General features: G+C 67.8%; 21 protein-coding genes. 12 read left to right on the top strand and 9 right to left on the bottom strand.

All coding sequences use genetic code 11. The features are described 5' to 3' along the window. The first annotated feature begins 118 nt into the window (after positions 1-118). Positions 119-2,866 carry a pyruvate dehydrogenase (acetyl-transferring), homodimeric type gene (aceE, locus tag G1H11_RS14010; protein ID WP_163819211.1) on the top strand — a complete coding sequence of 916 codons (2,748 nt, stop codon included), beginning with the start codon at positions 119-121 and terminating at the stop codon, positions 2,864-2,866. A 173-nt stretch (positions 2,867-3,039) separates the two neighbouring features. Here aceE and G1H11_RS14005 read toward each other — a convergent pair whose 3' ends face one another. Next, on the bottom strand, positions 3,040-3,915 hold the full coding sequence (locus G1H11_RS14005; protein ID WP_163819437.1) for a pirin family protein: 876 nt from the start codon (positions 3,913-3,915) through the stop codon (positions 3,040-3,042). A 104-nt stretch (positions 3,916-4,019) separates the two neighbouring features. Further along, on the bottom strand, positions 4,020-4,508 hold the full coding sequence (locus G1H11_RS14000; RefSeq protein ID WP_163819210.1) for a hypothetical protein: 489 nt from the start codon (positions 4,506-4,508) through the stop codon (positions 4,020-4,022). Between the two features lie 129 nt (positions 4,509-4,637). Between G1H11_RS14000 and G1H11_RS13995 the strand changes: the two genes are divergently transcribed. The 6 genes from G1H11_RS13995 to G1H11_RS13970 all read left to right on the top strand — a co-directional run bounded on the left by G1H11_RS13995 (position 4,638) and on the right by G1H11_RS13970 (position 11,276). Next, positions 4,638-5,813 carry a PucR family transcriptional regulator gene (locus G1H11_RS13995; RefSeq protein ID WP_163819209.1) on the top strand — a complete coding sequence of 392 codons (1,176 nt, stop codon included), beginning with the start codon at positions 4,638-4,640 and terminating at the stop codon, positions 5,811-5,813. Between the two features lie 239 nt (positions 5,814-6,052). Then, positions 6,053-7,237: an acyltransferase domain-containing protein gene (locus G1H11_RS13990; protein ID WP_163819208.1), complete on the top strand. Its 1,185-nt coding sequence runs from the start codon at positions 6,053-6,055 to the stop codon at positions 7,235-7,237. Continuing rightward, positions 7,234-8,250 (top strand): beta-ketoacyl-ACP synthase III, encoded by a 1,017-nt coding sequence (locus tag G1H11_RS13985; protein ID WP_163819207.1) that lies wholly within the window; start codon positions 7,234-7,236, stop codon positions 8,248-8,250. Before G1H11_RS13990 ends, G1H11_RS13985 begins: the two co-directional genes overlap by 4 nt. An 82-nt stretch (positions 8,251-8,332) precedes the next feature. Beyond that, on the top strand, positions 8,333-8,578 hold the full coding sequence (locus G1H11_RS13980) for an acyl carrier protein (protein WP_163819206.1): 246 nt from the start codon (positions 8,333-8,335) through the stop codon (positions 8,576-8,578). A 5-nt stretch (positions 8,579-8,583) separates the two neighbouring features. Next, positions 8,584-9,843 carry a beta-ketoacyl-[acyl-carrier-protein] synthase family protein gene (locus G1H11_RS13975; protein ID WP_163819205.1) on the top strand — a complete coding sequence of 420 codons (1,260 nt, stop codon included), beginning with the start codon at positions 8,584-8,586 and terminating at the stop codon, positions 9,841-9,843. Next, positions 9,843-11,276 (top strand): acyl-CoA carboxylase subunit beta, encoded by a 1,434-nt coding sequence (locus G1H11_RS13970; protein ID WP_163819204.1) that lies wholly within the window; start codon positions 9,843-9,845, stop codon positions 11,274-11,276. Before G1H11_RS13975 ends, G1H11_RS13970 begins: the two co-directional genes overlap by 1 nt. A gap of 456 nt (positions 11,277-11,732) precedes the next feature. On the opposite strand, the gene G1H11_RS13965 is transcribed toward G1H11_RS13970, so the two are convergent. From G1H11_RS13965 to G1H11_RS13955, 3 genes are all read right to left on the bottom strand, one after another. Then, positions 11,733-12,227 carry a DUF3145 family protein gene (locus G1H11_RS13965; RefSeq protein ID WP_163819203.1) on the bottom strand — a complete coding sequence of 165 codons (495 nt, stop codon included), beginning with the start codon at positions 12,225-12,227 and terminating at the stop codon, positions 11,733-11,735. Positions 12,228-12,399: 172 nt separating this feature from the next. Beyond that, positions 12,400-13,038 carry a GNAT family protein gene (locus G1H11_RS13960; RefSeq protein WP_163819202.1) on the bottom strand — a complete coding sequence of 213 codons (639 nt, stop codon included), beginning with the start codon at positions 13,036-13,038 and terminating at the stop codon, positions 12,400-12,402. A gap of 308 nt (positions 13,039-13,346) precedes the next feature. Beyond that, positions 13,347-14,681, bottom strand: coding sequence for an aspartate aminotransferase family protein (locus G1H11_RS13955; RefSeq protein WP_163819436.1), 1,335 nt, complete (start codon positions 14,679-14,681; stop codon positions 13,347-13,349). A gap of 215 nt (positions 14,682-14,896) precedes the next feature. Here G1H11_RS13955 and G1H11_RS13950 point away from each other — a divergent pair, with 215 nt between their 5' ends. After that, positions 14,897-15,796, top strand: coding sequence for an IclR family transcriptional regulator (locus tag G1H11_RS13950; protein WP_163819201.1), 900 nt, complete (start codon positions 14,897-14,899; stop codon positions 15,794-15,796). Between the two features lie 203 nt (positions 15,797-15,999). Beyond that, positions 16,000-16,788: an IclR family transcriptional regulator gene (locus tag G1H11_RS13945; protein WP_163819200.1), complete on the top strand. Its 789-nt coding sequence runs from the start codon at positions 16,000-16,002 to the stop codon at positions 16,786-16,788. A gap of 64 nt (positions 16,789-16,852) precedes the next feature. On the opposite strand, the gene G1H11_RS13940 is transcribed toward G1H11_RS13945, so the two are convergent. Both G1H11_RS13940 and G1H11_RS13935 read right to left on the bottom strand, forming a co-directional pair. Then, positions 16,853-17,953: a pyridoxal-phosphate dependent enzyme gene (locus G1H11_RS13940; RefSeq protein ID WP_163819199.1), complete on the bottom strand. Its 1,101-nt coding sequence runs from the start codon at positions 17,951-17,953 to the stop codon at positions 16,853-16,855. A 233-nt stretch (positions 17,954-18,186) separates the two neighbouring features. After that, positions 18,187-18,648, bottom strand: a complete 462-nt coding sequence (locus G1H11_RS13935; protein WP_216843753.1) for a MarR family winged helix-turn-helix transcriptional regulator — start codon at positions 18,646-18,648, stop codon at positions 18,187-18,189. Positions 18,649-18,812: 164 nt separating this feature from the next. Here G1H11_RS13935 and G1H11_RS13930 point away from each other — a divergent pair, with 164 nt between their 5' ends. After that, positions 18,813-19,895, top strand: coding sequence for an LLM class flavin-dependent oxidoreductase (locus G1H11_RS13930; protein WP_163819198.1), 1,083 nt, complete (start codon positions 18,813-18,815; stop codon positions 19,893-19,895). Beyond that, a complete protein-coding gene (locus G1H11_RS13925) occupies positions 19,892-20,506 on the top strand; it encodes an FMN reductase (protein ID WP_163819197.1) in 615 nt (204 codons plus the stop codon). The genes G1H11_RS13930 and G1H11_RS13925 overlap by 4 nt, the downstream gene beginning before the upstream one ends. Positions 20,507-20,637: 131 nt before the next feature. Here the strand turns inward: G1H11_RS13925 and G1H11_RS13920 are convergent, their stop codons facing one another. Then, entirely contained in the window at positions 20,638-21,087 is a 450-nt protein-coding gene (locus tag G1H11_RS13920) for a hypothetical protein (RefSeq protein WP_163819196.1), read from the bottom strand. Positions 21,088-21,215: 128 nt separating this feature from the next. Here G1H11_RS13920 and ligD point away from each other — a divergent pair, with 128 nt between their 5' ends. Beyond that, entirely contained in the window at positions 21,216-22,169 is a 954-nt protein-coding gene (gene ligD, locus G1H11_RS13915; RefSeq protein ID WP_163819195.1) for a non-homologous end-joining DNA ligase, read from the top strand. A gap of 89 nt (positions 22,170-22,258) precedes the next feature. Here ligD and G1H11_RS13910 read toward each other — a convergent pair whose 3' ends face one another. Further along, entirely contained in the window at positions 22,259-22,639 is a 381-nt protein-coding gene (locus G1H11_RS13910; RefSeq protein WP_163819194.1) for a VOC family protein, read from the bottom strand. Between the last annotated feature and the right edge of the window lie 44 nt (positions 22,640-22,683).

Genomic DNA, 22,683 nt, shown 5'->3' with positions numbered 1-22,683 from the left:
CCCCGATGATGACGAATCCCGGCCGAGCGAGGAGGATAGGAACTGAAACAGTGACCCTGGCACAACCATGAGTCCGGCACCACACGTGCTGACGCCTAACAACCGCGAAGGGATCATCGTGGCTGCAGACCGCTCCTCGATCATCATCAACGGCCTTCCCAGCCAGCTTCCTGATGCTGACACGGAGGAAACACAAGAGTGGCTGGAGTCCCTGGACGCTGCGATCAAGCACGGCGGGAAACACCGCGCCCGGTATCTGATGCTGCGCCTTCTCCAGCATGCCGGTGAGAACCAGGTCGGCATCCCCAGCCTGCGCAACACCGACTACATCAACAGCATCCCGCCGGAGTCCGAGCCCGAGTTCCCCGGCGACGAGTTCGTCGAGCGGCGAATCCGCGCCTACACCCGCTGGAACGCTGCCATGATGGTGCAGCGGGCCCAGCGCCCCGGCGTCGGCGTCGGCGGGCACATCTCCACCTACGCGTCGTCGGCGAGCCTCTACGAGGTCGGCTTCAACCATTTCTTCCGCGGCAAGGACCACCCTGGCGGCGGCGACCAGATCTTCTTCCAGGGCCACGCGTCCCCCGGCATGTACGCGCGCGCGTATTTAGAGGGACGCCTCACCGAGCACCAGATGGACGGGTTCCGCCAGGAGCTCTCCCACGCCGGCTTCGGGGGCGGCCTCCCGTCGTACCCGCACCCACGGCTGATGCCGGACTTCTGGGAGTTTCCCACCGTCTCCATGGGCCTCGGCCCGATCAACGCGATCTACCAGGCTCGGTTCAACCGCTACCTGCACAATCGCGGCATCAAGGACACCGACCAGCAGCACATCTGGGCGTTCCTCGGCGACGGCGAGATGGACGAACCGGAGACCGTCGGCGCCATCGGCGCCGCGGCCCGCGAAGAGCTGGACAACCTGACCTTCGTCGTCAACTGCAACCTGCAGCGGCTCGACGGCCCGGTCCGCGGCAACGGCAAGATCATCCAGGAGATGGAGTCGCTGTTCCGCGGCGCCGGCTGGAACGTCATCAAGGTGATCTGGGGCCGCGAGTGGGACCCCCTGCTCGCCGAGGACACCGAGGGTGCGCTGGTCAACCTCATGAACGCCACCCCGGACGGCGACTACCAGACGTACAAGGCCGAGTCCGGTGCCTACGTCCGTGAGCACTTCTTCGGCCGCGACCCGCGCACGGCCAAGATGGTCGAAAACCTCACCGACGAACAGATCTGGGGCCTCAAGCGCGGCGGCCACGACTACCAGAAGCTCTACGCGGCCTATCGCGCCGCCACCGAGCACACCGGCCAGCCCACCGTGATCCTGGCCAAGACGATCAAGGGATGGACGCTCGGCTCGCATTTCGAGTCCCGCAACGCCACCCACCAGATGAAAAAGCTCACCGGCGACGACCTCAAGCTCTTCCGGGACCGGCTGTACATGGAGATCCCCGACTCCGCGCTGGAGGACGTCTACAACCCGCCGTACTTCCACCCGGGCAAGGACTCCGACGAGCACGCCTACATGATGGAACGCCGGTCCAAACTGGGCGGCTTCCTCCCCGAGCGCCGCACCAGCGCCAAGCCTCTGGTCCTGCCCGGCGACAAGGTGTACGAAGTAGCCAAGCGCGGCTCCGGCAAGCAGGCCGTCGCCACCACCATGGCGTTCGTGCGGCTCTTGAAGGACCTGCTCAAGGACTCCGAGATCGGGCACCGGATCGTGCCGATCATCCCCGACGAGGCGCGCACCTTTGGCATGGACTCCCTGTTCCCCACGCTGAAGATCTACTCGCCGCACGGGCAGAACTACACCTCGGTGGACCGCGAGCTGTTCTTGTCCTACAAGGAGTCCACCGAGGGCCAGATCCTGCACGAGGGCATCAACGAGGCCGGCTCCGTCGCGTCGTGGACGGCGGTGGGCACCTCCTACGCCACCCACGGCGAAACGATGATCCCGATCTACATCTTCTACTCGATGTTCGGGTTCCAGCGCACCGGCGACGGCTTCTGGGCTGCTGCGGACCAGATGGCCAAGGGCTTCGTCCTCGGCGCCACGGCCGGGCGCACCACCCTGAACGGTGAAGGCCTGCAGCACGAGGACGGCCATTCCGTGCTCCTCGCCTCCACCAACCCGGCCGTCGTGCACTACGACCCCGCCTACGGCTTCGAGGTGGGGCACATCGTCCGGGACGGCCTGCGCCGCATGTACGGCGAGGAAGCCGAGAACATCTACTACTACCTCACGGTCTACAACGAGCCGTACGTCCAGCCGGCCGAGCCCGAGAATCTCGACGTCGATGGCCTGCTCAAGGGCATGTACCTGTACAAGCCGATGGAGGTGGCGCCGGGCGACAAGGTGCCGCACGCGCAGATCCTGGCCTCCGGCGTGGCGATGAACTGGGCCGTGGAGGCGCAGCAGCGTCTCGCCGACGAGTGGCAGATCGCCGCCGACGTGTGGTCCGTGACGTCGTGGAACGAGCTGCGCCGGGAAGCTCTGAGCTGCGACGAGTGGAACCTGATGAACCCCTCGGAGGAGCCGCGCGTCCCCTACGTGACCGAGCGTCTCGTCGAAACACAGGGTCCCGTCGTCGCGGTCAGCGACTACATGCGTGCTGTGCAGGACCAGATCGCGCCTTACGTGCCGAGCGACTGGGTGTCCCTAGGTACCGACGGGTTCGGCCTGTCCGACACGCGTGCGGCGCTGCGGCGGCACTTCAAGGTCGATGCACAATCGATCGTGATCAACGTGCTCACGCTGCTCGCCCGGCGCAACGAGGTGCCGTGGGACGTCGTCAAGAAGGCGCACGAGCAGTACAAACTCGGCGACGTCAACGCCACCACGGCTGAGGAAGCCGGCGGCGAGTCCTGACCCGCCCGCTGGTGACGGCCACACCCGGCCGTCACCGGCGGCGAGCCTCCCCTCGTCCCCTCGCAGTTGAAAAGGATCAGGTGACAATCCGGCGCAAGAACACCGGGTTCCGTCATCTGATCGTCAGCATGGGACGCACCGGTTCAACGCGGGATCGCATCGACGACGGCCGTTCAGCCGGCGGCGCCACGAACGTCGGCGTGCATTTCCCAGATAATGATCTCGGCGACGACGTCCTCCGGCCCGGTGTCACGGCGGTCGGCAGACGCTGTCACCCGACGTCCACCCTCGTCGGTGATGCGCACGGCGTCCCCCTCGTCCAGCCGGCCGATACCCTCGACCTCCACCGAGCCGCGAGCCACATACACGTGGACGAACGGCGCGCCGGGCAGGACGACAGCCCTTGGCACGAATGGCTCACTCCCCGCCCGCACGGGCTGACCCGCGGTCAATCGTGCGACGTGCATCGCCGCCGCCCGCTGCCCCAGGCTGATCGCTGCGACGCCCGCGTGCCGCGACATGCCGCTGGCCACGGTCACCAGGCCCGCTCCGGCGCCGAGATCAGCAGACACATCACGCTGTTCGTACGACGGATCCACGCCATGCTCACTCGGCGGGACCCACATCTGCACGAATCGCAGCGGAGCAGCCGCGCCAGTGGGGTCGCCCACACCGGCGGGGTCACCCGCGCCTGCCCGCGCCGCGGATAGCTCGGCGTTTCCTTCGGGCCGTGGACCCGGGCCGTCGTTGAACTCGGAGTGCTGGACCCCGCGGCCGGCGCTGAGCCGCTGCACCAATCCTGGATACACCACTCCGCCGGCCCCGGTGGAGTCCCGATGCACCAGCGCGCCCTCCAGCACCCAGGTCACGATCTCCACGTCGCGGTGCGGGTGAGTGTCGTAACCGGCGCCGGGGCGCAGCACGTCGTCGTTGTTCATGACGAGAAGACCGAAGCCGACGTTCCCCGGATCGTAGTGGCGACCGAAGGAGAACGAATGCCGCGACGTGAGGCCCGGCTCGGTGCTGACGAAGCGTTCCGAACCGCGCATCACACGAAAGTCATCCACACCGACAAGTCTGCCCCGAGACCTGGACAGGTAGTGAGGAGTCCTCGCGCCGTGTCCGTCGTCCTGGCCTCGGCACGACACGCGAGCTAAAGCCCCGTCCGGGCTCCGTGTTCCTCGAGCCGTTCCTTCCAGGCAGTCAGCCGGGCGCGAGTGGGTCCGAAGACGAGGAGGCCGGCGGTGGCGATGATGCCTCCCGCCAGGGCGGGCAGCCAGCCGTTGGTGACGAAGGCGATCGCCAGCCCGATCAGCACGGGCGCCTCGGCGAGCGCCATGGTGAGCATTGCGGTGGTACGCAGCGTCTGTTCCGCGGCGATCGGGTCTGCCCGCTGCCCCGGGTCCAAAGGCGACAGCCTCGCGCCTGGCACGAGCCACGCGGCGCTCATCAGTGCCAGGCCCGCCACGAGCGCGATCAGGAACGACGTGACGCCGCCGCTCTCGGTGAACGACAGGAGGACGACGACGATCAGCAGCACCGGGCCACCGGCCATGGCCAAGAGGATGGGCCGGAGTTCCGTGCCGATCTTATCCAGCGACGTGCGCCGGGGTTGAGGTCCGGGAGGCACCGATGTGGACATAGGCCGTCAGCCTAGTGGTGATCGTGCCGCGTTCCTAGCCTCCGCAAACAACGATTCTCCGGGCGCGCCGCCACGAACGGCGGCCGGTGGCTGCTCAGCGGCCGCGTGCCGGCGCGTACGCTGCCGGATATGTCTCCACGCCGCGACGTCAATCGCCACGAGAACACGGTGCACCTGCTCGAGCGGGCCACCGGCACGTTGGCGACCGCCGCCATCGGCAAGATGGAGGAGCGCCTGTCCTGGTACCGGTCGATGCCTCCCGAGCAAAGGTCGTGGGTAGGCCTGGTGATCCAGGCGGGCATCGCGGCCTTCGTCGACTGGTATCGCAACCCGGACCACGCCCGGCCCACGCCGACCGCGGATGTGTTCGGCACCGCGCCGCGCGAGCTCATCCGCTCCATCAGCCTGCAGCAGGCGGTGGAGGTGGTGCGGGTGGCCATCGAGGTGGTCGAGGACAACGTCGTCGACGTGGTGGGCGACGAGGACTCCCCCGCCGTCCTGGAAGGTGTGCTGCGCTACTCACGTGAGGTCGCCTTCTCCGCGGCGCACGTCTATGCCCGCTACGCGGAGGCGCGGGGATCGTGGGATGCCCGGCTGGAGGCGACCGTGGTCGACTCTCTCCTGCGCGGCGAAGTCGACGAGGACGTCCGCTCGCACGCCTCGGCGCTGGGCTGGACGGCTCAGAGCGGGGTGACGGTGGCCATCGGCCGGCCCCCCGCCGCGAGCGACAACACGGTGGACGACGTCCGCCGCACGGCACGTAAGGCCGGCTACGACGTGCTCACCGGCGTGCAGGGCGATCGCCTGGTGGTGGTGCTTGGCCGGGTGGACGATCCGGTGAAGGCGGCAACGTGTCTCGTGCCGCACTTCGGACCCGGCCCGGTGATCGCCGGCCCGCTCGTCCCGGACCTGGTCTCCGCGGCCGTGTCGGCGCGCGCCGCGGTTTCAGGGCTGCTCGCGGCCGCCGGCTGGCCGGACGCACCCCGGCCGGTGACGGCATCCGCGCTGCTTGCCGAGCGTGCGCTGTCCGGGGACGACGACGCCGCCCGGGAGCTCGTCGCCGAGGTGTACGCGCCCATCGCCGAAGCGGGACCGGTGGTGCTGGAGACGCTCGCCGCCTATCTGGAGACCGGCGCCTCGGTGGAAGCCGCAGCGCGGTTGCTCTTCGTCCATCCCAACACGGTGCGTTACCGGTTGCGGCGGGTCGCGGACGTCGTCGGGCTCATGCCAACGGATCCACGGGACTCGTACACGCTCCGGCTCGCGCTCACACTGGGGCGTCTGCGCCCACCGGCCATCGACTGACGCCCACCCCCACCCTCCCCAGACCGCCCCTTCAGAATGATCATGTAAACCATGTTTTCTCGTGCTTCACCATGCCTGCAGCCCTCGTATCGCACGAGAAAACATGGTTTACATGATCATTCTGGAAGGGGCGGGAGGACGGCAGCAGTGAGCGTTTGTAGGAACCACCCAAACTTACTGTGACGACCTTGTGACCGGGCCGATGCCTCCTACGAACGAGTAACGAGCAGGCTTGAAGGGTGTTGGTCATCGTCGCGCCCGGACAGGGCTCCCAAACTCCAGGCTTCCTCACGCCGTGGCTCGAGGTGCCGACGTTCGCCAACCGGATCGAGTGGCTGTCCGCCGTCGCCGGCCTGGACCTGAAGCACTACGGCACCGACGCCGACGCGGACGCCATCCGCGACACCGCGATCGCACAGCCCCTGCTCGTGGCGGCCGGACTGGTCGCAGCTCTGGAGCTCTTCCCGCAGCCAGCCGACGCGTTCAGCACGGTCGCGGCGGTCGCCGGGCACAGCGTCGGTGAGATCACCGCCGCGGCGGGCGCACGGGTGATCACCGCCGAGCAGGCCATGGTCTTCGTTCGCGAACGTGGTCGCGCTATGGCGGAAGCGGCCAGCGCCACCCCCACCGGCATGACCGCCGTTCTCGGCGGCGACGCCGACGACGTCCTGCAGGTCCTGGAGAAGCACGGGCTGACCCCGGCCAACGTCAACGGCGCCGGCCAGGTAGTGGCCGCCGGCACTGTGGAACAGCTCGACGCGCTGAAGAACGACCCGCCGGAGGGCGCCCGGCTACGTCCCCTCGCGGTCGCCGGCGCGTTCCACACCCGTCACATGGCACCCGCGGTCAGCACCCTGCGCTCCTATTCCACCGCCATCAGCACGCACGACCCCCGCACCCGGCTGCTCTCCAACCGCGACGGCCACGTCGTGCACGACGGGCGCGAGGTGCTCAATCGGATCGTGGAGCAGGTGTCGAACCCGGTGCGCTGGGACCTGTGCCAGGCAACCATGGCCGACCTCGGTGTCACCGGCGTGCTGGAGATGCCGCCCGCGGGCACCCTGACGGGGCTGGCCCGCCGCGCGCTTCCCGGCGTCGAGACCTTCGCGTTGAAGACGCCGGATCAGCTCGACGACGCCCGCGCATTCGTTGAGCGGCACGGAAGCCCGAGCCCCATGACGGCCAGTCCCACTTGGCGGCTCGCGGTCGCGCCGATGAAAGGCACGTTCAGCGCCGCCAGTCTCCCGGCGGGCACCCAACTCAACGCCGGCGACATCATTGGCACCGTCGCCACGCTGCGAGATTCCGTGGAAGTCACGGCGACGCACGGCGGAACCGTGCTGGAATGGCTGGTAGAGGACGGCGACCCGGTCGCCCCGGGCCAACCGCTGGTCCGGCTGCACCCTGAGGCGGTGGCATCATGAGCGGCTCGCTCAACGTCCCGACGCAGATGCGCCCGGCGCGCATCCTGGGCATCGGCGGCTACCGCCCCACGCGGGTGGTCACGAACGCGGAGATCATCGAGAACATCGACTCCTCCGACGAGTGGATCCGCACCCGCTCCGGGATCGAGAGCCGGCGCTGGGCCTCCGAGGAGGAGACCGTTGTCGCGATGAGCCTGGCCGCGGCCGGCAAGGCACTGGCGCACGCGGGCATCCAGGCGGAGCAGGTGGACTGCGTGATCGTCTCGACGGTGACGCATCTGTACCAGACGCCGTCGGCGGCGGTGGAGATCGCGCACAAGCTCGGCACCAAGCACGCGGCCGCGTTCGACGTCTCCGCGGCCTGCGCGGGCTTCTGCTACGGCCTCTCGCTCGCCTCGGACATGGTCCGTGCCGGCACGGCCCGTCACGTGATGGTGATCGGGGTGGAGCGGCTGTCCGACCTCACCGACAAGCACGACCGGTCCACCGCGTTCATCTTCGCCGACGGCGCCGGCGCGGCTGTCGTGGGAGCCGGCGACGACGACGCCGAGCAGGGTATCGGCCCGGTGGTGTGGGGGTCCGACGGCGAGCACCTCGACCACATCCGGCAGAAGGAGGAGTGGCGCGAGGCCCTGTTCAACGACGACGGCCCACGCATGCCGCATCTGACGATGCTCGGCAACCCGGTGTTCCGGTGGGCGTCGTACGAGATGGCGAAGGCCGCCCAGCAGGCGCTCGACGCCGCGGGCATCACCGCCGACCAGCTCGACCTGTTCGTCCCCCACCAGGCCAACATGCGCATCACCGACGTGATGGCCAAGCAGCTCAAGCTGCCGGACACGGTGGAGATCGCCAGGGACATCGCCACGCAGGGCAACACCTCGGCGGCCTCCATCCCGCTCGCATTGGAGCGGATGCTGGAGAACGGCCAGGCGAAGAGTGGTGATTTGGCTCTCATCATCGGATTTGGGGCGGGTCTGGTCTACGCCGCCCAGGTGGTCCGCATACCCTGACCCAGCGGCGGCCCGCCCGACGACGTGCGCGTCCCGCCTCTCGTCCAGCTTCAACCGAACACCGAAGGAGAAACCGGAAAACATGGCTAGCACTGAAGAGATCCGCAGCGGTCTCGCCGAGATCGTCAACGAGATCACCGGCGTGCCGGCGGCCGACGTCCAGTTGGAGAAGTCGTTCACCGACGACCTCGACATCGACTCGCTGTCCATGATCGAGGTCGTTGTCGCCGCCGAGGAGAAGTTCGGCGTGAAGATCCCGGAGGACGAGGTCAAGAACCTCGCCACCGTGGGTGACGCCGTGTCGTTCATCGAAAAGGCAGGAGCCTGATCGTCATGACCCGTTCCCAGGAACCTGTCGTCGTCACCGGGCTCGGCGCGAGTACGCCCGTCGGAGGCGATGTCGCGTCGACCTGGGACTCGCTGCTGGCGGGCCGCTCAGGCGTGCGGCCTCTGACCGGGGAGTGGGTCGACGACATGCCGGTGCGTTTCGGCGCGCCGGTCGCCGTCGACCCCTCCGAGGTGCTGTCCCGGGTCCAGGCCCGGCGCCTGGACCGCTCGGCGCAGATCGCCGTCATCGCGGCGCGTGAGGCATGGGCCGACGCCGGATTCGAGGGCAAGGCGACCGATGCCGGTATCGACCCGGACCGGCTCGGCGTGGTGTGCGCCTCCGGTATCGGCGGGCTTCACACGCTGCTCGGCAACTACGACCAGCTGCTTGCGCACGGACCCCGCAAGGTGTCGCCGCTGGCGATCCCGATGCTGATGCCGAACAGCCCGGCCGCCAACGTCGGCCTGGAGCTGCAGGCCCGCGCCGGCGTTCACACTCCGGTCAGCGCCTGCTCGTCGGGCTCGGAGGCCATCGCCTACGGACTGGACATGATCCGCTCGGGTCGCGCCGACATCGTCGTCGCCGGTGGCACCGAGGCGGTCATCCACCCGCTGCCCATCGCGGCGTTCGCCAACATGATGGCGCTGTCGAAGCGCAACGACGAGCCGGAACTGGCCAGCCGGCCGTTCGACCGTGACCGGGACGGCTTCGTGCTCGGCGAGGGCGGCGCGCTGTTCGTGCTGGAGACGGCCTCACATGCCAAGGCTCGCGGCGCCCGCGTCTACGGTGTGCTCGCCGGCGCGGGCATGAGCGCCGACGCCCACCACATCGCCCAGCCGGAACCGGACGGTGTCGGGATCATCGCCGCCACCCGCAAGGCTCTCGCCGACGCCGACCTCTCCCCCGGTGACGTCGCGCACGTCAATTGCCATGCGACGTCCACGCCGGCCGGAGACGTCGCCGAGGCGCTCGCGCTGAGCAAGGTGTTCGGCGACGCGTTGCCGGGCATCCCGGTGACGGCGCCGAAGTCGATGATCGGTCACCTGCTGGGTGGCGCCGGCGCGGTCGAGGCGATGGCCACGGTGCTGTCGCTGTACCACGGGCTGATCCCGCCGACCATCAACGTCGACAACGTCGATGAGCAGATCCACCTCGACGTCGTCCGCGACGTGCCGAGGAAACTCGAGGACGGCCAGCTGGCCGCGCTGAACAACGCGTTCGGATTCGGCGGTCACAACGTGGTCCTGGCCTTCCGGCGGCCGTGATGACCGCTGTGGCCAGCCGTTCAGTCCCCGGGCAGGCCAGCAAGCCGGTGCGCGGGGACGATCCGCGTCACCCGAACCACCGGCTCGCGGCTCTCCTCGACGACGGCTCGCTGCAGTTGATCAGCCCGGACGACCGGAGCGGCATGCTCGCCGCGACCGGGACCGTGCACGGCACCCCGGTTGTCGCGTTCTGTTCCGACGCCACGGTGATGGGCGGCGCCATGGGAGCGGATGGCTGCCGCGTGGTGGTCGAGGCCTACGAGCGTGCGCTCGCCGACGGCGTGCCGATCATCGGCCTGTGGCATTCCGGCGGTGCACGGCTGCCCGAGGGCGTGCTCTCGCTGCATGCGGTCGGGCAGATCTTCGCCGCCATGACCCGCGCATCGGGCACGGTCCCGCAGCTGTCGGTGGTGTTGGGTCCGGCCGCGGGCGGTGCCGCCTACGGCCCGGCGCTCACCGACGTCGTCGTCCTCGGCCCTGAGGGGCGCATCTTCGTCACCGGGCCGGACGTGGTGCGCTCGGTCACCGGCGAGGACGTCGACATGTTGCGCCTCGGCGGGCCGGAGCCGCATGGCCGCCGCTCCGGCGTGGTGCACGTGCTCGCCAGTAGCGAGCGTGAAGCCCTGGACCGGGCCGCGCACCTCGGGGCGCTCCTGGGCTCGCCGGGCACGCTAAAGCTGGACGATGTCGCCGACGTGGACCTCAGCCGGCACCTGCCGGAGTCAGCGAGGCGCGCCTACGACGTCCATCCCATCGTCGACGACCTGCTCGACGACGAGACGGCGCTGGAACTGCATGCCCGATGGGCGCCGAACATCACCACGACCCTCGGCCGCCTGGGAGGGCGCACCGTAGGTGTCATCGCGAACAACCCACTGCGCCTGGGTGGATGCCTCGACTCCACTTCCGCGGAGAAAGCGGCCCGGTTCGTCCGGATGTGCGACGCCCTCGGGGTGCCTCTCGTCGTCGTCGTGGACGTTCCGGGCTATCTACCTGGTGTGGGCCAGGAATGGGACGGTGTGGTGCGCCGCGGCGCCAAGCTCCTGCACGCGTTCGCCGAAGCCACCGTCCCCCGGGTCACGCTGGTGACCCGCAAGGCGTACGGCGGGGCGTATATCGCGATGAACTCCCGCGCCCTCGGCGCCACGAAGGTGCTGGCGTGGCCCACGGCGGAGGTAGCCGTCATGGGCGCCGTCGCCGCGGTGCGGATTCTCCACCGCCGCAAGCTCGCCGAGGTCCATCCCGAGCTGCGGGCTCAGGTTGAAACGGAGCTCGCGGAAGAACACGAGCGCGTGGCCGGAGGACTGGACAAGGCGATGGAGATCGGCGTCGTCGACGAGGTGGTCGACCCGGCCCGCACCCGTTCCGCCCTGGCCCGAGCCTTGGCCGAGGCTCCGCATACCCGCGGCCAGCACGGCAACATCCCTCTGTGACCTCACATTGGTCACCTGATCGTCGCTGTGTCGTCTGATCGCCTCCCCGGAGGCTTCAAGGTGACCAGGCTGCCCCGGACGTGGGTACGCATAGCCGTAGCGTGTGGTGTTGCTTGCGAGCACGGCGATCACCGACTGGTGATGGCGGGGGCACGAGTGGAGGGTCTTCGCACCTCACCGTAGAGCCTACTCAACAGCGCGCGTTGCCGGGCGCTCCGTCCGCGGAACGCTACCTCGCAGTCTTCGCAATCGTGACGGGCCTCTAGCAGCACACAGCGATGTGGCCCAGCTCAACCCTGTCGGGGAGCCGGGCCACATCCAGGTGGTGAGGCCGCTGTGTTTCCGGATCACCGGGCCGGGGAATCACCAGTGCCGGAGCGGCCACGCTGCGAGTCGTTACCTGGGTGTGACCATACACGTGACAACACCCAGGCGGAACCCCTCGACGACAACTTTTTAGACAACCTGGTGCAACCACCGCACAGGTGCGCCATCACCCGCATAGCGGAACGACTCGAGCTCGTCATCCCAGGGTTTGCCAACCAGCCGGCACAACTCTTCCTCAAGATCGATCTCGCCGGAAGCAGCTTGGACGATGGCTGCCTTGATCCGGTCCTCGGGGATCATGATGTCGCCGTGCACCCCCGTGACCGCATGGAAGATCCCCAGCGCGGGAGTGTATGCGTAGCGTGCGCCCTCGTTGCCGCCGCTGGGCTCCTCGGTGACCTCGAAGCGCAGATGCAGCCAGCCTCGGAGCGCGGAGGCGATGCGCGCACCGGTCCCCGCTTCGCCCTGCCACGACAACTCCGCACGGAACGCGCCAGGCTGGGCAGGCTGAGGTGTCCAATCAAGGCTTACGCGCACACCAAGAGCGCCGGCGGCGGCCCACTCGACATGCGGGCACAACGCCGGCGTTGCGGCGTGGACGTACAGGACGCCACGTGTGGTCACCGGATCCTCCTGTGGGTCGAGGGACGCCTTCCCCTGCGGCCTCTCCCCGTATTCCGAGGACCTGCGACGAGATCATTGTGCCTGACACACGACACGATTGCCACTCAATGTGCACGACACGCCCCGACCGGCGTGTCGGCCCATGCTTCACGGTGGATCCGGCACGCACATCTCAAGAGGCGATCTCATCCTGCCGCCCGCTGTACGGGCCCCACCGCTCCAATGGCTCGAGACTGGCGTCGATCAGCTCCGTACTGCGCAGATCCACGACGTACACGCCGTTCCACAGGAAGAAGCCGATCCGCTCGAGCATGCCACCGAGCCGCAGGCTCGCCAGCTCGGCGGTGATCCGATCCGGCGCCGCGTCCATGAAGTCGGCCGGAGACAGCCGGCACACGGCCAGCCGCGCCATCTGAGAGAAACGATGCAGCGCGGCAGCCGTCAGCGGCCCGGCCAGGCCGTGTCCGCGCCACGCCGGCTGGACCTCCACCCGGTTGAGGATCAGCATCCGCTCCGGACCCTGGCTGACCCGTCGGTCGAGTTCGCTCACGAGCGAGCCCTTCGCCAGGTCCAGGACGGTCTCCGCGATGAACTCGGTGGACCAGTCCCCCAGATCGATCGAGTCGAGGAGGCTGAGCTCGGGGCTGATGTCCGCGACGGAAACCGCGATGTCGGCGACGTGCCGATAGCGATCGGCGCATCGGGTCATCGGCCACACGTCCGCGGAAACGTTCCAATGCGCCGGCTGCTCGTCCTCGCCTTCGGGCTGCCACCACAGCCGACTGTGCGAGATGGTCAATTCGACAGACATCGGGCTCGTGGGAAGAAGAGTCATCTCGGCCGCCTAGTCTCGATCGTTTCCCTAGTGCTCAGCGAGTGGCTAGACCCGCGCTCACACGGTCCGGGGTTCGCCACACAGGCGACCGTGTTCGATCTGAACGGCACCACTCACCACATGAAAGTGAGCGGCAAGGCATTTCCCATCCACGCCAGCGTGCTATTCATTCTGCACAATCCCGCGATGTTCGCAATGCAGAAGTCGTTGCGAACGCACACGAGTCCGAGTTGTTATCGGGAATTCCGGCAATCGGCGCATTCCAGCGAGCCACACTCGGCGCGTCAGCCGCCGGACCAAGCGACAAGCGCCTTGCTGAACCTCGCGAGCGCGGCGTCCAGCTCGTCGTCGCCGTGACACGCGGAGACGTACCAGATACCTCGAGGGGCGACCCAGATGCCGTGCCGGACGAGTACCTCGGAGAAGCGGGCGTAGCGATCGAGGTCCAAGAGTTGGAGGCTGCGATAGTCGGTCACCTCGACGTCGCCGAAGGAGACGTGGAAGGCCGCGGGCAGGCCCTCCACCCGCAACGGGATCCGATGCGCAGCGGCCAGCCGGCGGATGCCTGCCATCAGGGCCGTGCCGTGCCGCTCGACGCCCGGATACGGCGGATCCTCCCGCAGGACGGCAAGACTGGCAGTGACGGCAGCCATCGCCGGAACCGCACCGTTGAAGGTGCCGGAGTGGTTCACCATCCCGTGGCCGAACAGCTCCATGACGTCCCTGCGGCCGACCAGCGCCGCGACGGTACCGCCGGCACCGAGCGCCTTCCCGTAGGTCGCCAGGTCGGGGACCACGCCGTAGCGGCCCACAGCACCCTGCAGACCGATCCGGAAGCCGGAGATCACCTCATCGAAGATCAGCATCGCGCCGTGCGCCGTGCACAGCTCGCGGACCCGCTCCAGATATCCGTCCAGCGGCTGGATCACACCGGCGTTGATCATCACCGGCTCCATGATCACGGCCGCGATCTCGGGTCCGTGCCGGCGCAACGCCTCGGCGAGCGCCTCGGCGTCGTTCCAGGGCAGGACCACGAAGTCGTCGAGATGGTGCGGCAGCTGGCCCTCACTGGCGACGCCCCAGGCGCCGTCGTGCTCGGCGACGAGCACGTTGTCCAGCCAGCCGTGGTAGTGCCCCTCGAAGCGGATGACCTTCTCCCGGCCGGTCACCGCGCGGGCGAGCCGCAGCGCGGCCTGGACGATCTCGGTTCCGGTGACGCCGAACCGGACCATGTCCGGCCACTCGAGCGCGGCACACACGGCTTCCGCCGCTTCGATCTCAAGCGCGTGCTGGCCACCGTAGACAAGGCCGCGACGATCCGCGGCGCTGACCACGTCGAGGACGGCGTCCGGCGCATGACCGAGGAAGTTGGGCCCCTGCCCCAGGAGGTAGTCCACATAGTTGCGGCCGTCCACGTCGTACAGCCAGGCCCCCTTGCCACGCTCGACGTAGGGCTGCGGCCCCGACAGGCGCACGTTCGAGTGCACGCCACCTGGCACCCGTTGCCGTGCTCTCGTCTGCAGCTGGATCGAGTTCTCGTGTGCCAGCGTGCCGTCGTTCACCTTCCGGCCCCCTGTCTCGGTCACCGGCAGAGCGATGTCCGCCCGCCCATCGATCATTTCGCTCAATGAAATATTGTAGCCAACAGTCGAATTAACCGTAGGACCGTGACCGAGGCGCGTCAAGGGGCCAGACTGCACCGAAAGTGGACTCTCCGGAGAGATCCGGAGCGATCCCGACTTGCTTCGAAATTGGCCCCTCCCTGGAGCCTCTTGATCCAGTAAACTCCGAGAGAAACACGAAATTCGAAAGAAGAAACAAGGGAGGCAGCGTCATGCCACGTCAGCGCAGCCAGCGACGTAGCGATACCGATCTGCACGGTGACGATCATGCAGATGAGCTTCACAACGACGAGAATCTGAATATCTCGGACGCGCCGGATCCGGCCACCGCATCACCAGAAGAGTTTCGCAAGTACAACAATCGCTCGGTCGAACGTGTGATCTCTATTCTGAACGTGCTCCAGGAGTCATCCAACGGAATGACGCTTGCCCAGATCAGCAGCACGGTCAAGCTCGCCAAGGCGTCGGCGTTCCGCTATCTCTGGACACTCGAGAAGCACCGGTACGTCGAGCGCGAAGGCAACTCCGGCAGCTACCGGCTCGGCCTCGGCTTCGTCGGCATGCAGTCCCGCCACCTCGAAGTGCTCCGCGAACGTGCGCGGAACTCGCTCGAACGGCTGCGCGACGAGACCGGTGAGAGCGCCAACCTGGGCATGCTCGACGGCGATCAGATCCGGTACCTCGACGTCGCCGAGAGCAAGCGCTGGGTACGCATGGCCACCCGGAGCGGCCACCGCGATCCGCTGCACTGCACGGCATTGGGCAAAGCCATCGCCGCACAGCTGCCAGAGGCCCAGGTGCGGGGCATCTTGACCCGCGCGGGAATGGAACGTCGCACAGACAACACCATCACCGCCGTCGATGACTACCTTGAGGAGCTGAACAAGGTCCGCAGGCGTGGCTACGCGATCGACGACGGTGAGAACGACGTGGACGGGCGGTGCGTGGCGGCGCCGATCCTGGGCACCAGCCTTCCGGCGGCGCTCAGCGTGAGCGGCCCAGCCAGCCGGTTCACCACCAAGGACCTGGAGAAGGTGGCCAAGGTCCTGATCGAGGTGGCCGACGGCATTGTGACCGAGCCCGAAGACGAGGACGACGTCGACGAGGCGTGAGGGTCGTTCTTCGACCCGCTGAAGGAGTGCCGCGGCTTACCGCGGCACTCCTTCAGGCTTGCCGGACCAGATCTGGGGCACGCCGGCACAGCCTGGCCTCCGTCTCACCGGAACAGCCCGACGCCCTCGCGTCGGTGATTGCTTGCCCGGAGGCCGTGAGCTACGTATCGTAGGATCATGGAAAGAACTTTGGATTTTGTTTCATGAAACACGGGCCCAGGAACGACTACACGATCCGGGCCGCGGCACGCGTGTGCGACATGCTCGACTTCATCCAGAGGAATCCTGAGGGCTTTTCGCTGACCCAGGTCATCGATGCTACGAATGTCCCGAAGAGCACGGCCTACCGCTACCTAACCACTCTCGAGGACCGGCGCTACGTCACCCGCGACCCCTCGACGGACGTGTACCGCATCGGGCCGGCCTTCATACCACTGCACGCACAGCAGCTCAGCGTGCTCGCGGTCCGGCTGCGCCCGCATCTGGCCGAGCTGCGTGACCGGTTCAATGAGACGGTGTGCCTCGCGGCCCTAGACGGCTTCCGGATCTGCTACGTCGACGTCCTCGACAGCCCGAACGGCGTCCGCCTCACCGCGCGCCCGGGCGACGTCGAGCACCTGCACAGCACCGCCCTGGGGAAGGCCATCGCGTCGATCATGGACGCGAAGCGGGTGGAGGTCATCCTGGCGGCGGACGGCATGCCGCGGCGAACCGCCCGGACCATTACCAGCATCGAGGCGTTCATGCGGGAAATGGAGAAGGTCGCCGCCGAGGGCCACGCCGTGGATGACCGCGAGAACGAGATCGACAGCCGCTGCGTGGCGGTGCCGCTGACCGCGGCCGGGCTGCCCGCCGCCATCAGCATCTCCGCTCCCGCACCCCGCTTCAGCATGCAGCAGTTACCCGCGGCCGCGGACGCACTCAAGGCGTGCGCCGCCCTTCTCCACGCCGACACAACCCGTGGCGCCGCCACAACCCCTGGCATGGGTTGAGGTCGCAAATCGGTCCGATATGTCCGCTTCAACGACCACAACCCATGCCAGTGGTTGTGGCGGGTCACGGTTTGTCGTTCAGCTCTTCCGCCCAGCGGTCCACCTGGCCCTGAAGGTCAGCGACGTCCACCACCGGGGGTGCTGCGGCCGCAGCGCCATACCGGCCCATGTCCTTCCACCCCGCACCGCTCAGCACCAGGATCTGGTGGCCAGTGGCGTCGATCCGGCCGTACTCCAGATCCTTGATCATGGCCGCCAACGCGGCGCCTCCGGCAGCCTCCACGAAGATGCCCTCCGTGGCGGCCAGCATGCTCTGAGCGGCGATGATCTCGTCGTCGCTCGCGACAGTCCCCCACCCCCCGGACTTGCGCACCGCGTCGGCGGCCAGCCGGCCGTCCGGAGGGTGCGGCACCTGCAGCCCGGCGATCTTGCTCTCACACCGATAGACGGTGGGACTGGAACTGACACCACTGAGGAAATACACGACAGGCGCGCATCCGGCCGGCTGGCACGCGATCATTTTCGCCTTGATGCCCTGATACTTCAGCCCTCGGCCGATGGCCGCCGCCAGGCCTCCGCCGCCGGTCGGGACGTACACGTGGCTGGCCTTGGGGGCCTGCTCGGCGAGTTCGTAGCCGATGGCGTCCAAGCCGCGCATGCCGTCGTGGTTGTGCGTGTGCACGGCGCTCGCCAGATACAGATTGTGTTGCTCCGCGGAGACGGCGATGCGTGCGAACATCTCCTCCATCGATTTGCTCGTCATTCCATCCGCGGCGCTCTGGACCCCGACCACGTGCGCGCCGAACGGCAGCAAGGACGCGTAGTCCTGACCAGGAGCCGACGACACCACGCACAACAGGCCGGGCAGGCCGGCCCGAGCGCCGTAGGCGGCGAGCGCCATGCCCGCCGACTCCGAACACGTGGCTATCCAGCCCTTCTTGCCACGAGTCCGGGCGAGTGACATGGACATCGCCGCCACCCGGTCATGGAAAGAGCCTGTGGGGTTGTGTGACTCCAGCTTCGCGGAGAGGCGGCCCATCTTTAGCCGCTTCGCGAGCTTGTCGAGCGGGACCAGCGGCGTCTCCCCTTCGCCGAGAGTTACGTACTCGTCGACCAGCGGCAAGTCCCTGGCGAAGCGCACCAGGCCTCGCTTTTCCGAATTCACGGCTCACGTCCTCCCATCGAGGAGCCCACCCGCCTAGATGTACTGAAACACATGTTTCCGGCTGGCCACCAGTGTTTCGGCCGGAGAACATATCCAGAAAGCGCAAAGTTCACAGAAGATCACGCCGGACTGGTGCCGGTTGTGACATCGAGTCGCAGCCCCAGCGGTGCGGCACGCCCAGTCGGCCCCGCACGACGGCAGAGCGAGCCGCCGGCCGGCGGACGTCGAGGCGCTCAAGGCGCCACCGCACGAGCGGTCAGCAACCGGGTGAAACCTGCGTCCAGCGCCGCCAGCTCTTCCGGCGTGAACCAGTCCGCGAAGGAGCGCTCGACGATCTCGGCGTTGGTCCGGATAGCCGGATGCAGGACGGCCCTCCCCTGGGCGGTCAGATGAACGACGACGCCCCGGGAGTCCCGGGCGTCGTTCTCCCGGGTGACCAGTCCGCGTCGTTCCAGGCGGACGACGAGCCGGCTCACAGCGCTCTGGCTCAGCACAACGCGATGGGTGAGCTCGCCTTGCCGTACGCCTTCGCGCGGGATGTTGACCAGCACGTCGAACTCGGACAGCGCGAGCCCGTGCTGGGCCGCCAGCGCCTGCTCGGTCTCGGCCAGAACGGCCGTATAGACCTCCATCAACGAGCGCCACACGTGCACCTTGAACCGGCGCGACGTAGCGCGGCTGGCCGTCTTCCTCACAGGACCAGCATAATCCGCCAACTCGATGCACGCGCATCGATAGTTCGGCACCGATGCATCGTGGGGCACCACGACTGAAGGATTCGCCTGAGGAATAGACAGCCAGCCGGGCCTGTTGGCGTAGATGCGCACGCATGAATCTGGCACCGTTGGGAGCATCCGCCATGCAGTTCGGAATCTTCAGCGTCGGCGACGTCACCACTGACCCGACCACCGGCACCACGGTGTCGGAGCACGAGCGCATCAAGGCGATGGTCGCGATCGCCTTGAAGGCCGAGGAAGTCGGCCTGGACGTCTTCGCCACCGGCGAGCATCACAATCCGCCATTCGTGCCCTCGTCGCCCACCACCATGCTCGGCTACATCGCGGCCCGTACGCGCAACCTCATCCTCTCGACGGCCACTACGCTGATCACCACGAACGATCCGGTGAAGATCGCCGAGGACTACGCGATGCTTCAGCACCTGGCAGATGGGCGCGTGGACCTGATGATGGGCCGCGGCAACACCGGGCCGGTCTACCCGTGGTTCGGCCAGGACATCCGCAACGGCATCGCTCTGGCCGTCGAGAACTACGCGCTGCTGCGCCGCCTGTGGCGAGAAGAGGTGGTCGACTGGGAAGGCAAGTTCCGTACGCCGCTGCAGGGTTTCACCTCCACCCCACGCCCGCTCGACGGCGTGCCTCCGTTCGTCTGGCACGGCTCGATCCGCAGTCCGGAGATCGCCGAGCAGGCCGCGTACTACGGCGACGGCTTCTTCCACAACAACATTTTCTGGCCGATGTCCCACACCAAGCAGATGGTGCAGCTGTACCGGAACCGGTTCGAGCACTACGGGCACGGCCCGGCCGACCAGGCCATCGTCGGCCTTGGCGGGCAGGTGTTCATGCGCAAGAACTCCCAGGACGCAGTCCGCGAGTTCCGCCCGTACTTCGACAATGCCCCGGTCTACGGACACGGCCCCAGCCTGGAGGACTTCAGCGCCGAGACGCCCCTGACCGTGGGCAGTCCACAACAGGTGATCGACCGCTATGCGAGCATGCGCGAGCACGTCGGCGACTACCAGAGACAGCTGTTCCTCATGGACCACGCCGGACTCCCCCTGCCCGTGGTGCTGGAGCAGATTGAGATGCTGGGCAGTGAGGTGGTGCCAGTATTGCGCGCGGAGATGGCCGCCGGCCGGCCCGCACACATACCCGACGCTCCCACCCACGCATCGCTCAAGGCCGCCGGGAGGCGACACGCATGACAGAACGCTCCATCGCCGTGGTGACAGCTGGGCTGAGCCAGCCGTCATCCACCCGGCTGCTGGCCGATCGCCTGGCCACGGCCACCCGCGACGCCCTCCTGCAGGGCGGCGACGAAGCAAGCATTCACGTAGTCGAACTGCGTGAACTCGCGACCGACATCGCCCACCACCTCGTGACCCAAGTCCCCGGCGCGGCGCTGCGCTCCGCCCTGGACACGGTCCGCTCCGCTGACGGGCTGATCGCCGTCACGCCGGTGTTCACGGCGTCGTACAGCGGGCTGTTCAAGTCGTTCGTCGACGTCATCGGCAACGAGGACCTGGTCGGGCTGCCCGTGCTCCTCGGCGCCACCGGCGGCACCGAACGCCATTCCCTGGTGCTGGACTACCAGATGCGTGGTGTCTTCGCCTACCTGCGTGCACTTCCGGCGCCGACCGCCGTGTACGCGGCGTCGTCCGACTGGGGCTCAGGCGATGGCCACCTGGGCCGCCGTATAGAACGCGCGGCCGGGGAGTTCGCCGAGCTCGTAGCGGGCCGCACTCCCCCGCGTCCTTCGACGTCCGACAGCGGACTGACGTCCGTGCCGTTCGAACAGCTGCTCACCGGCGAATAGCCCTCCCTCCACCGCACCGCCACAACCCCTGGCATGGGTTGTGGTCGTTGGAATCGGATATTTCGGGCACATTGACGACCTCAACCCATGCCAGGGGTTGAGGCGGGGGTCGGAGATGGCTGGCGCGGGGGCTAGCGCGCCGGTGGCTCGCCGAACGACACCGTGTCGGCCGCGGTCGGGTCGTCCTGGCCGTCCTTGCGCAACGCGAACACGGTCGCGGCCGGAAGGATCGGGCGGTGCAGGGTCAGCGTGGAGACGTTGTTGCCGAACACGTCACGGCCCGCTGCCAGCGCGTAGCTCGTCTCGTGAGCGACGTCGATGTCGTCCTCCAGCTGCACGCGATGGTGAATGCGATTGTCCCGGACGGTCCATGTGCCGGTCAGCATCCGGATGAGGCGGACGTGCAGCTTCCCCGCGGAGTCGACGTGCCAGGTGAAACGGTCCACCTCGAAGACGTCTCCGAGCCGCGCCCAGTACGTGAACCCCGAGCCGTCCGGGCGGAACGTGAGGTCGTTCGCCTCCGTGGCGCCGGAGTACATGATGTCGTCCGACCAGTATCCGACGAGCGAAGTGTCGATCACCCGCTCATTGTGACCCACCTGTCCGGATATGTCGCGGTGAAGAACCCGCGGCACGCGGGGCCGTCTCCGCTCGCCGTGCACGTCATGTCTCGTTGACCCGGCGGGCACTCTGGGGAAGGGTGAACCACATGAGCGGCGACGAAGAGCGCGACGGTGTCTCGCTGACCAACCTGGATCAGCCCCTGTTCAAAGATGCGGGTGCCACGAAGCGTGATCTCGTGGACTATCTGGATGCGGTCAGCTCGAACATCATCGCCGGCCTGCGTGACCGGCCGCTGTCGGTGATCCGGGCGCTTCGCGGCCAGAAGCCTTTTATGCAGAAGAACACCCCGAAGTACACGCCGTCGTGGGTCAAGACCGTGCAGGTCTGGGCGGAGGCCTCGAAGCGGGAGGTGTCCTACGCACTGTGCAACGACCGGCGCACCCTGTTGTGGTTCGCCAACCAGCGCGCCGTGGAATATCACCCGACGCTGACCCGGGCCGGACACGAACATGAGCCGACACACCTGATCATCGACATCGACCCTCCCGAGGGCGCAGGCTTCGAGGTGGTGGTCCGGGCCGCGCACGTCGTGCGTCAAGCTCTCGCCGACGACGGCCTGCAAGCGGCGGCGAAGACCAGCGGAGCCAAGGGGATGCACGTGTTCGTGCCGCTGAAGGCGTCGGCGGGCCCGGAGGACGTCGCCGCGGCCACTCGTGCGGTGGCGGCCCGCGCCGAACGCCTCGACCCGGACCTGACCACCACGCAATACGTGCGCGACGAACGCCACGGCAAGGTGTTCCTCGACTCGACACGGGCCGGAGGCGCCACGGTCGCGGCCGCGTACAGTCCCCGCGTGCGCCCCGGGGTTCCGGTGTCCTTCCCGGTGGCCTGGGACCACCTGGACCGGGTGTCGCCCGCCGACTTCACCATCCACACGGCGCCACAGCTGATCGGCGACGACGACCCGTGGGCCAAGCTGATGCCGGAGCCGCAGACCTTGCCGCCGGACCTGATCGAGGAGGGGCACACGATCCCCGTGGCCCGGGTGCAGGCGATGCACGAGGGCAAGCGAAGAGCCCGCGAGCGCCGCGACACCTGAGATCCACAACACCCGAGAACCACAGCATCTGAGACCCCTAGCACCTGAGACCTACAGACAACGGCGCCGGGCGGCTCGGCCCGCTCGGGCTACTCCGGGTGGTGGAGGAAGAGACAGAAGGGGTGTCCGTCCGGGTCGAGGCAGACCCGCACGTCGTCCTGAGGCTGGAACTCCGCCACCGTGGCGCCGCACTCCAGGGCGTGCTCCACCGCCGGCACGAGCTCATCGACGCCGATCTCCAGATGCATCATCATCTGCTGATGCTCCGGCGTGGTGGGCCAGACCGGAGGCACATAGGGCGACTCAGGCTGGAACGCCAGGCCGACGCCGCCGTCCGGGTTGCGCATCACGACCCAGTCTGCCTCGTTGACGGTGATCTTCCAGCCGAGAAGACGTGCATAGAACTGAGCCAGCCGACGCGGATCGGCAGCGCTGATGTTGACGGTGGTGAATCTTAACTGAGGGCTCATGCTGCTCTCCTTACCCTGCATGCGGCACGTATCCTTCCGGCACG

Source organism: Phytoactinopolyspora alkaliphila, assembly GCF_010550695.1.
Taxonomy (GTDB): domain Bacteria; phylum Actinomycetota; class Actinomycetes; order Jiangellales; family Jiangellaceae; genus Phytoactinopolyspora; species Phytoactinopolyspora alkaliphila.
Note: the sequence above shows the minus strand (reverse complement) of the source record. Positions and strands in the feature narration are given on the sequence as shown.

Coding starts and splice junctions, on each gene's coding strand:
- G1H11_RS14005 (WP_163819437.1), bottom strand. CDS start 3,915: ATGCGCGGTTCGGAACGCTTCGTCAGCACCGAGCCGGGCCTCACGTCG.
- G1H11_RS14000 (WP_163819210.1), bottom strand. CDS start 4,508: ATGTCCACATCGGTGCCTCCCGGACCTCAACCCCGGCGCACGTCGCTG.
- G1H11_RS13995 (WP_163819209.1), top strand. CDS start 4,638: ATGTCTCCACGCCGCGACGTCAATCGCCACGAGAACACGGTGCACCTG.
- G1H11_RS13985 (WP_163819207.1), top strand. CDS start 7,234: ATGAGCGGCTCGCTCAACGTCCCGACGCAGATGCGCCCGGCGCGCATC.
- G1H11_RS13980 (WP_163819206.1), top strand. CDS start 8,333: ATGGCTAGCACTGAAGAGATCCGCAGCGGTCTCGCCGAGATCGTCAAC.
- G1H11_RS13975 (WP_163819205.1), top strand. CDS start 8,584: ATGACCCGTTCCCAGGAACCTGTCGTCGTCACCGGGCTCGGCGCGAGT.
- G1H11_RS13970 (WP_163819204.1), top strand. CDS start 9,843: ATGACCGCTGTGGCCAGCCGTTCAGTCCCCGGGCAGGCCAGCAAGCCG.
- G1H11_RS13960 (WP_163819202.1), bottom strand. CDS start 13,038: ATGTCTGTCGAATTGACCATCTCGCACAGTCGGCTGTGGTGGCAGCCC.
- G1H11_RS13955 (WP_163819436.1), bottom strand. CDS start 14,681: ATGATCGATGGGCGGGCGGACATCGCTCTGCCGGTGACCGAGACAGGG.
- G1H11_RS13950 (WP_163819201.1), top strand. CDS start 14,897: ATGCCACGTCAGCGCAGCCAGCGACGTAGCGATACCGATCTGCACGGT.
- G1H11_RS13945 (WP_163819200.1), top strand. CDS start 16,000: ATGAAACACGGGCCCAGGAACGACTACACGATCCGGGCCGCGGCACGC.
- G1H11_RS13930 (WP_163819198.1), top strand. CDS start 18,813: ATGCAGTTCGGAATCTTCAGCGTCGGCGACGTCACCACTGACCCGACC.
- G1H11_RS13925 (WP_163819197.1), top strand. CDS start 19,892: ATGACAGAACGCTCCATCGCCGTGGTGACAGCTGGGCTGAGCCAGCCG.
- ligD (WP_163819195.1), top strand. CDS start 21,216: ATGAGCGGCGACGAAGAGCGCGACGGTGTCTCGCTGACCAACCTGGAT.
- G1H11_RS13910 (WP_163819194.1), bottom strand. CDS start 22,639: ATGAGCCCTCAGTTAAGATTCACCACCGTCAACATCAGCGCTGCCGAT.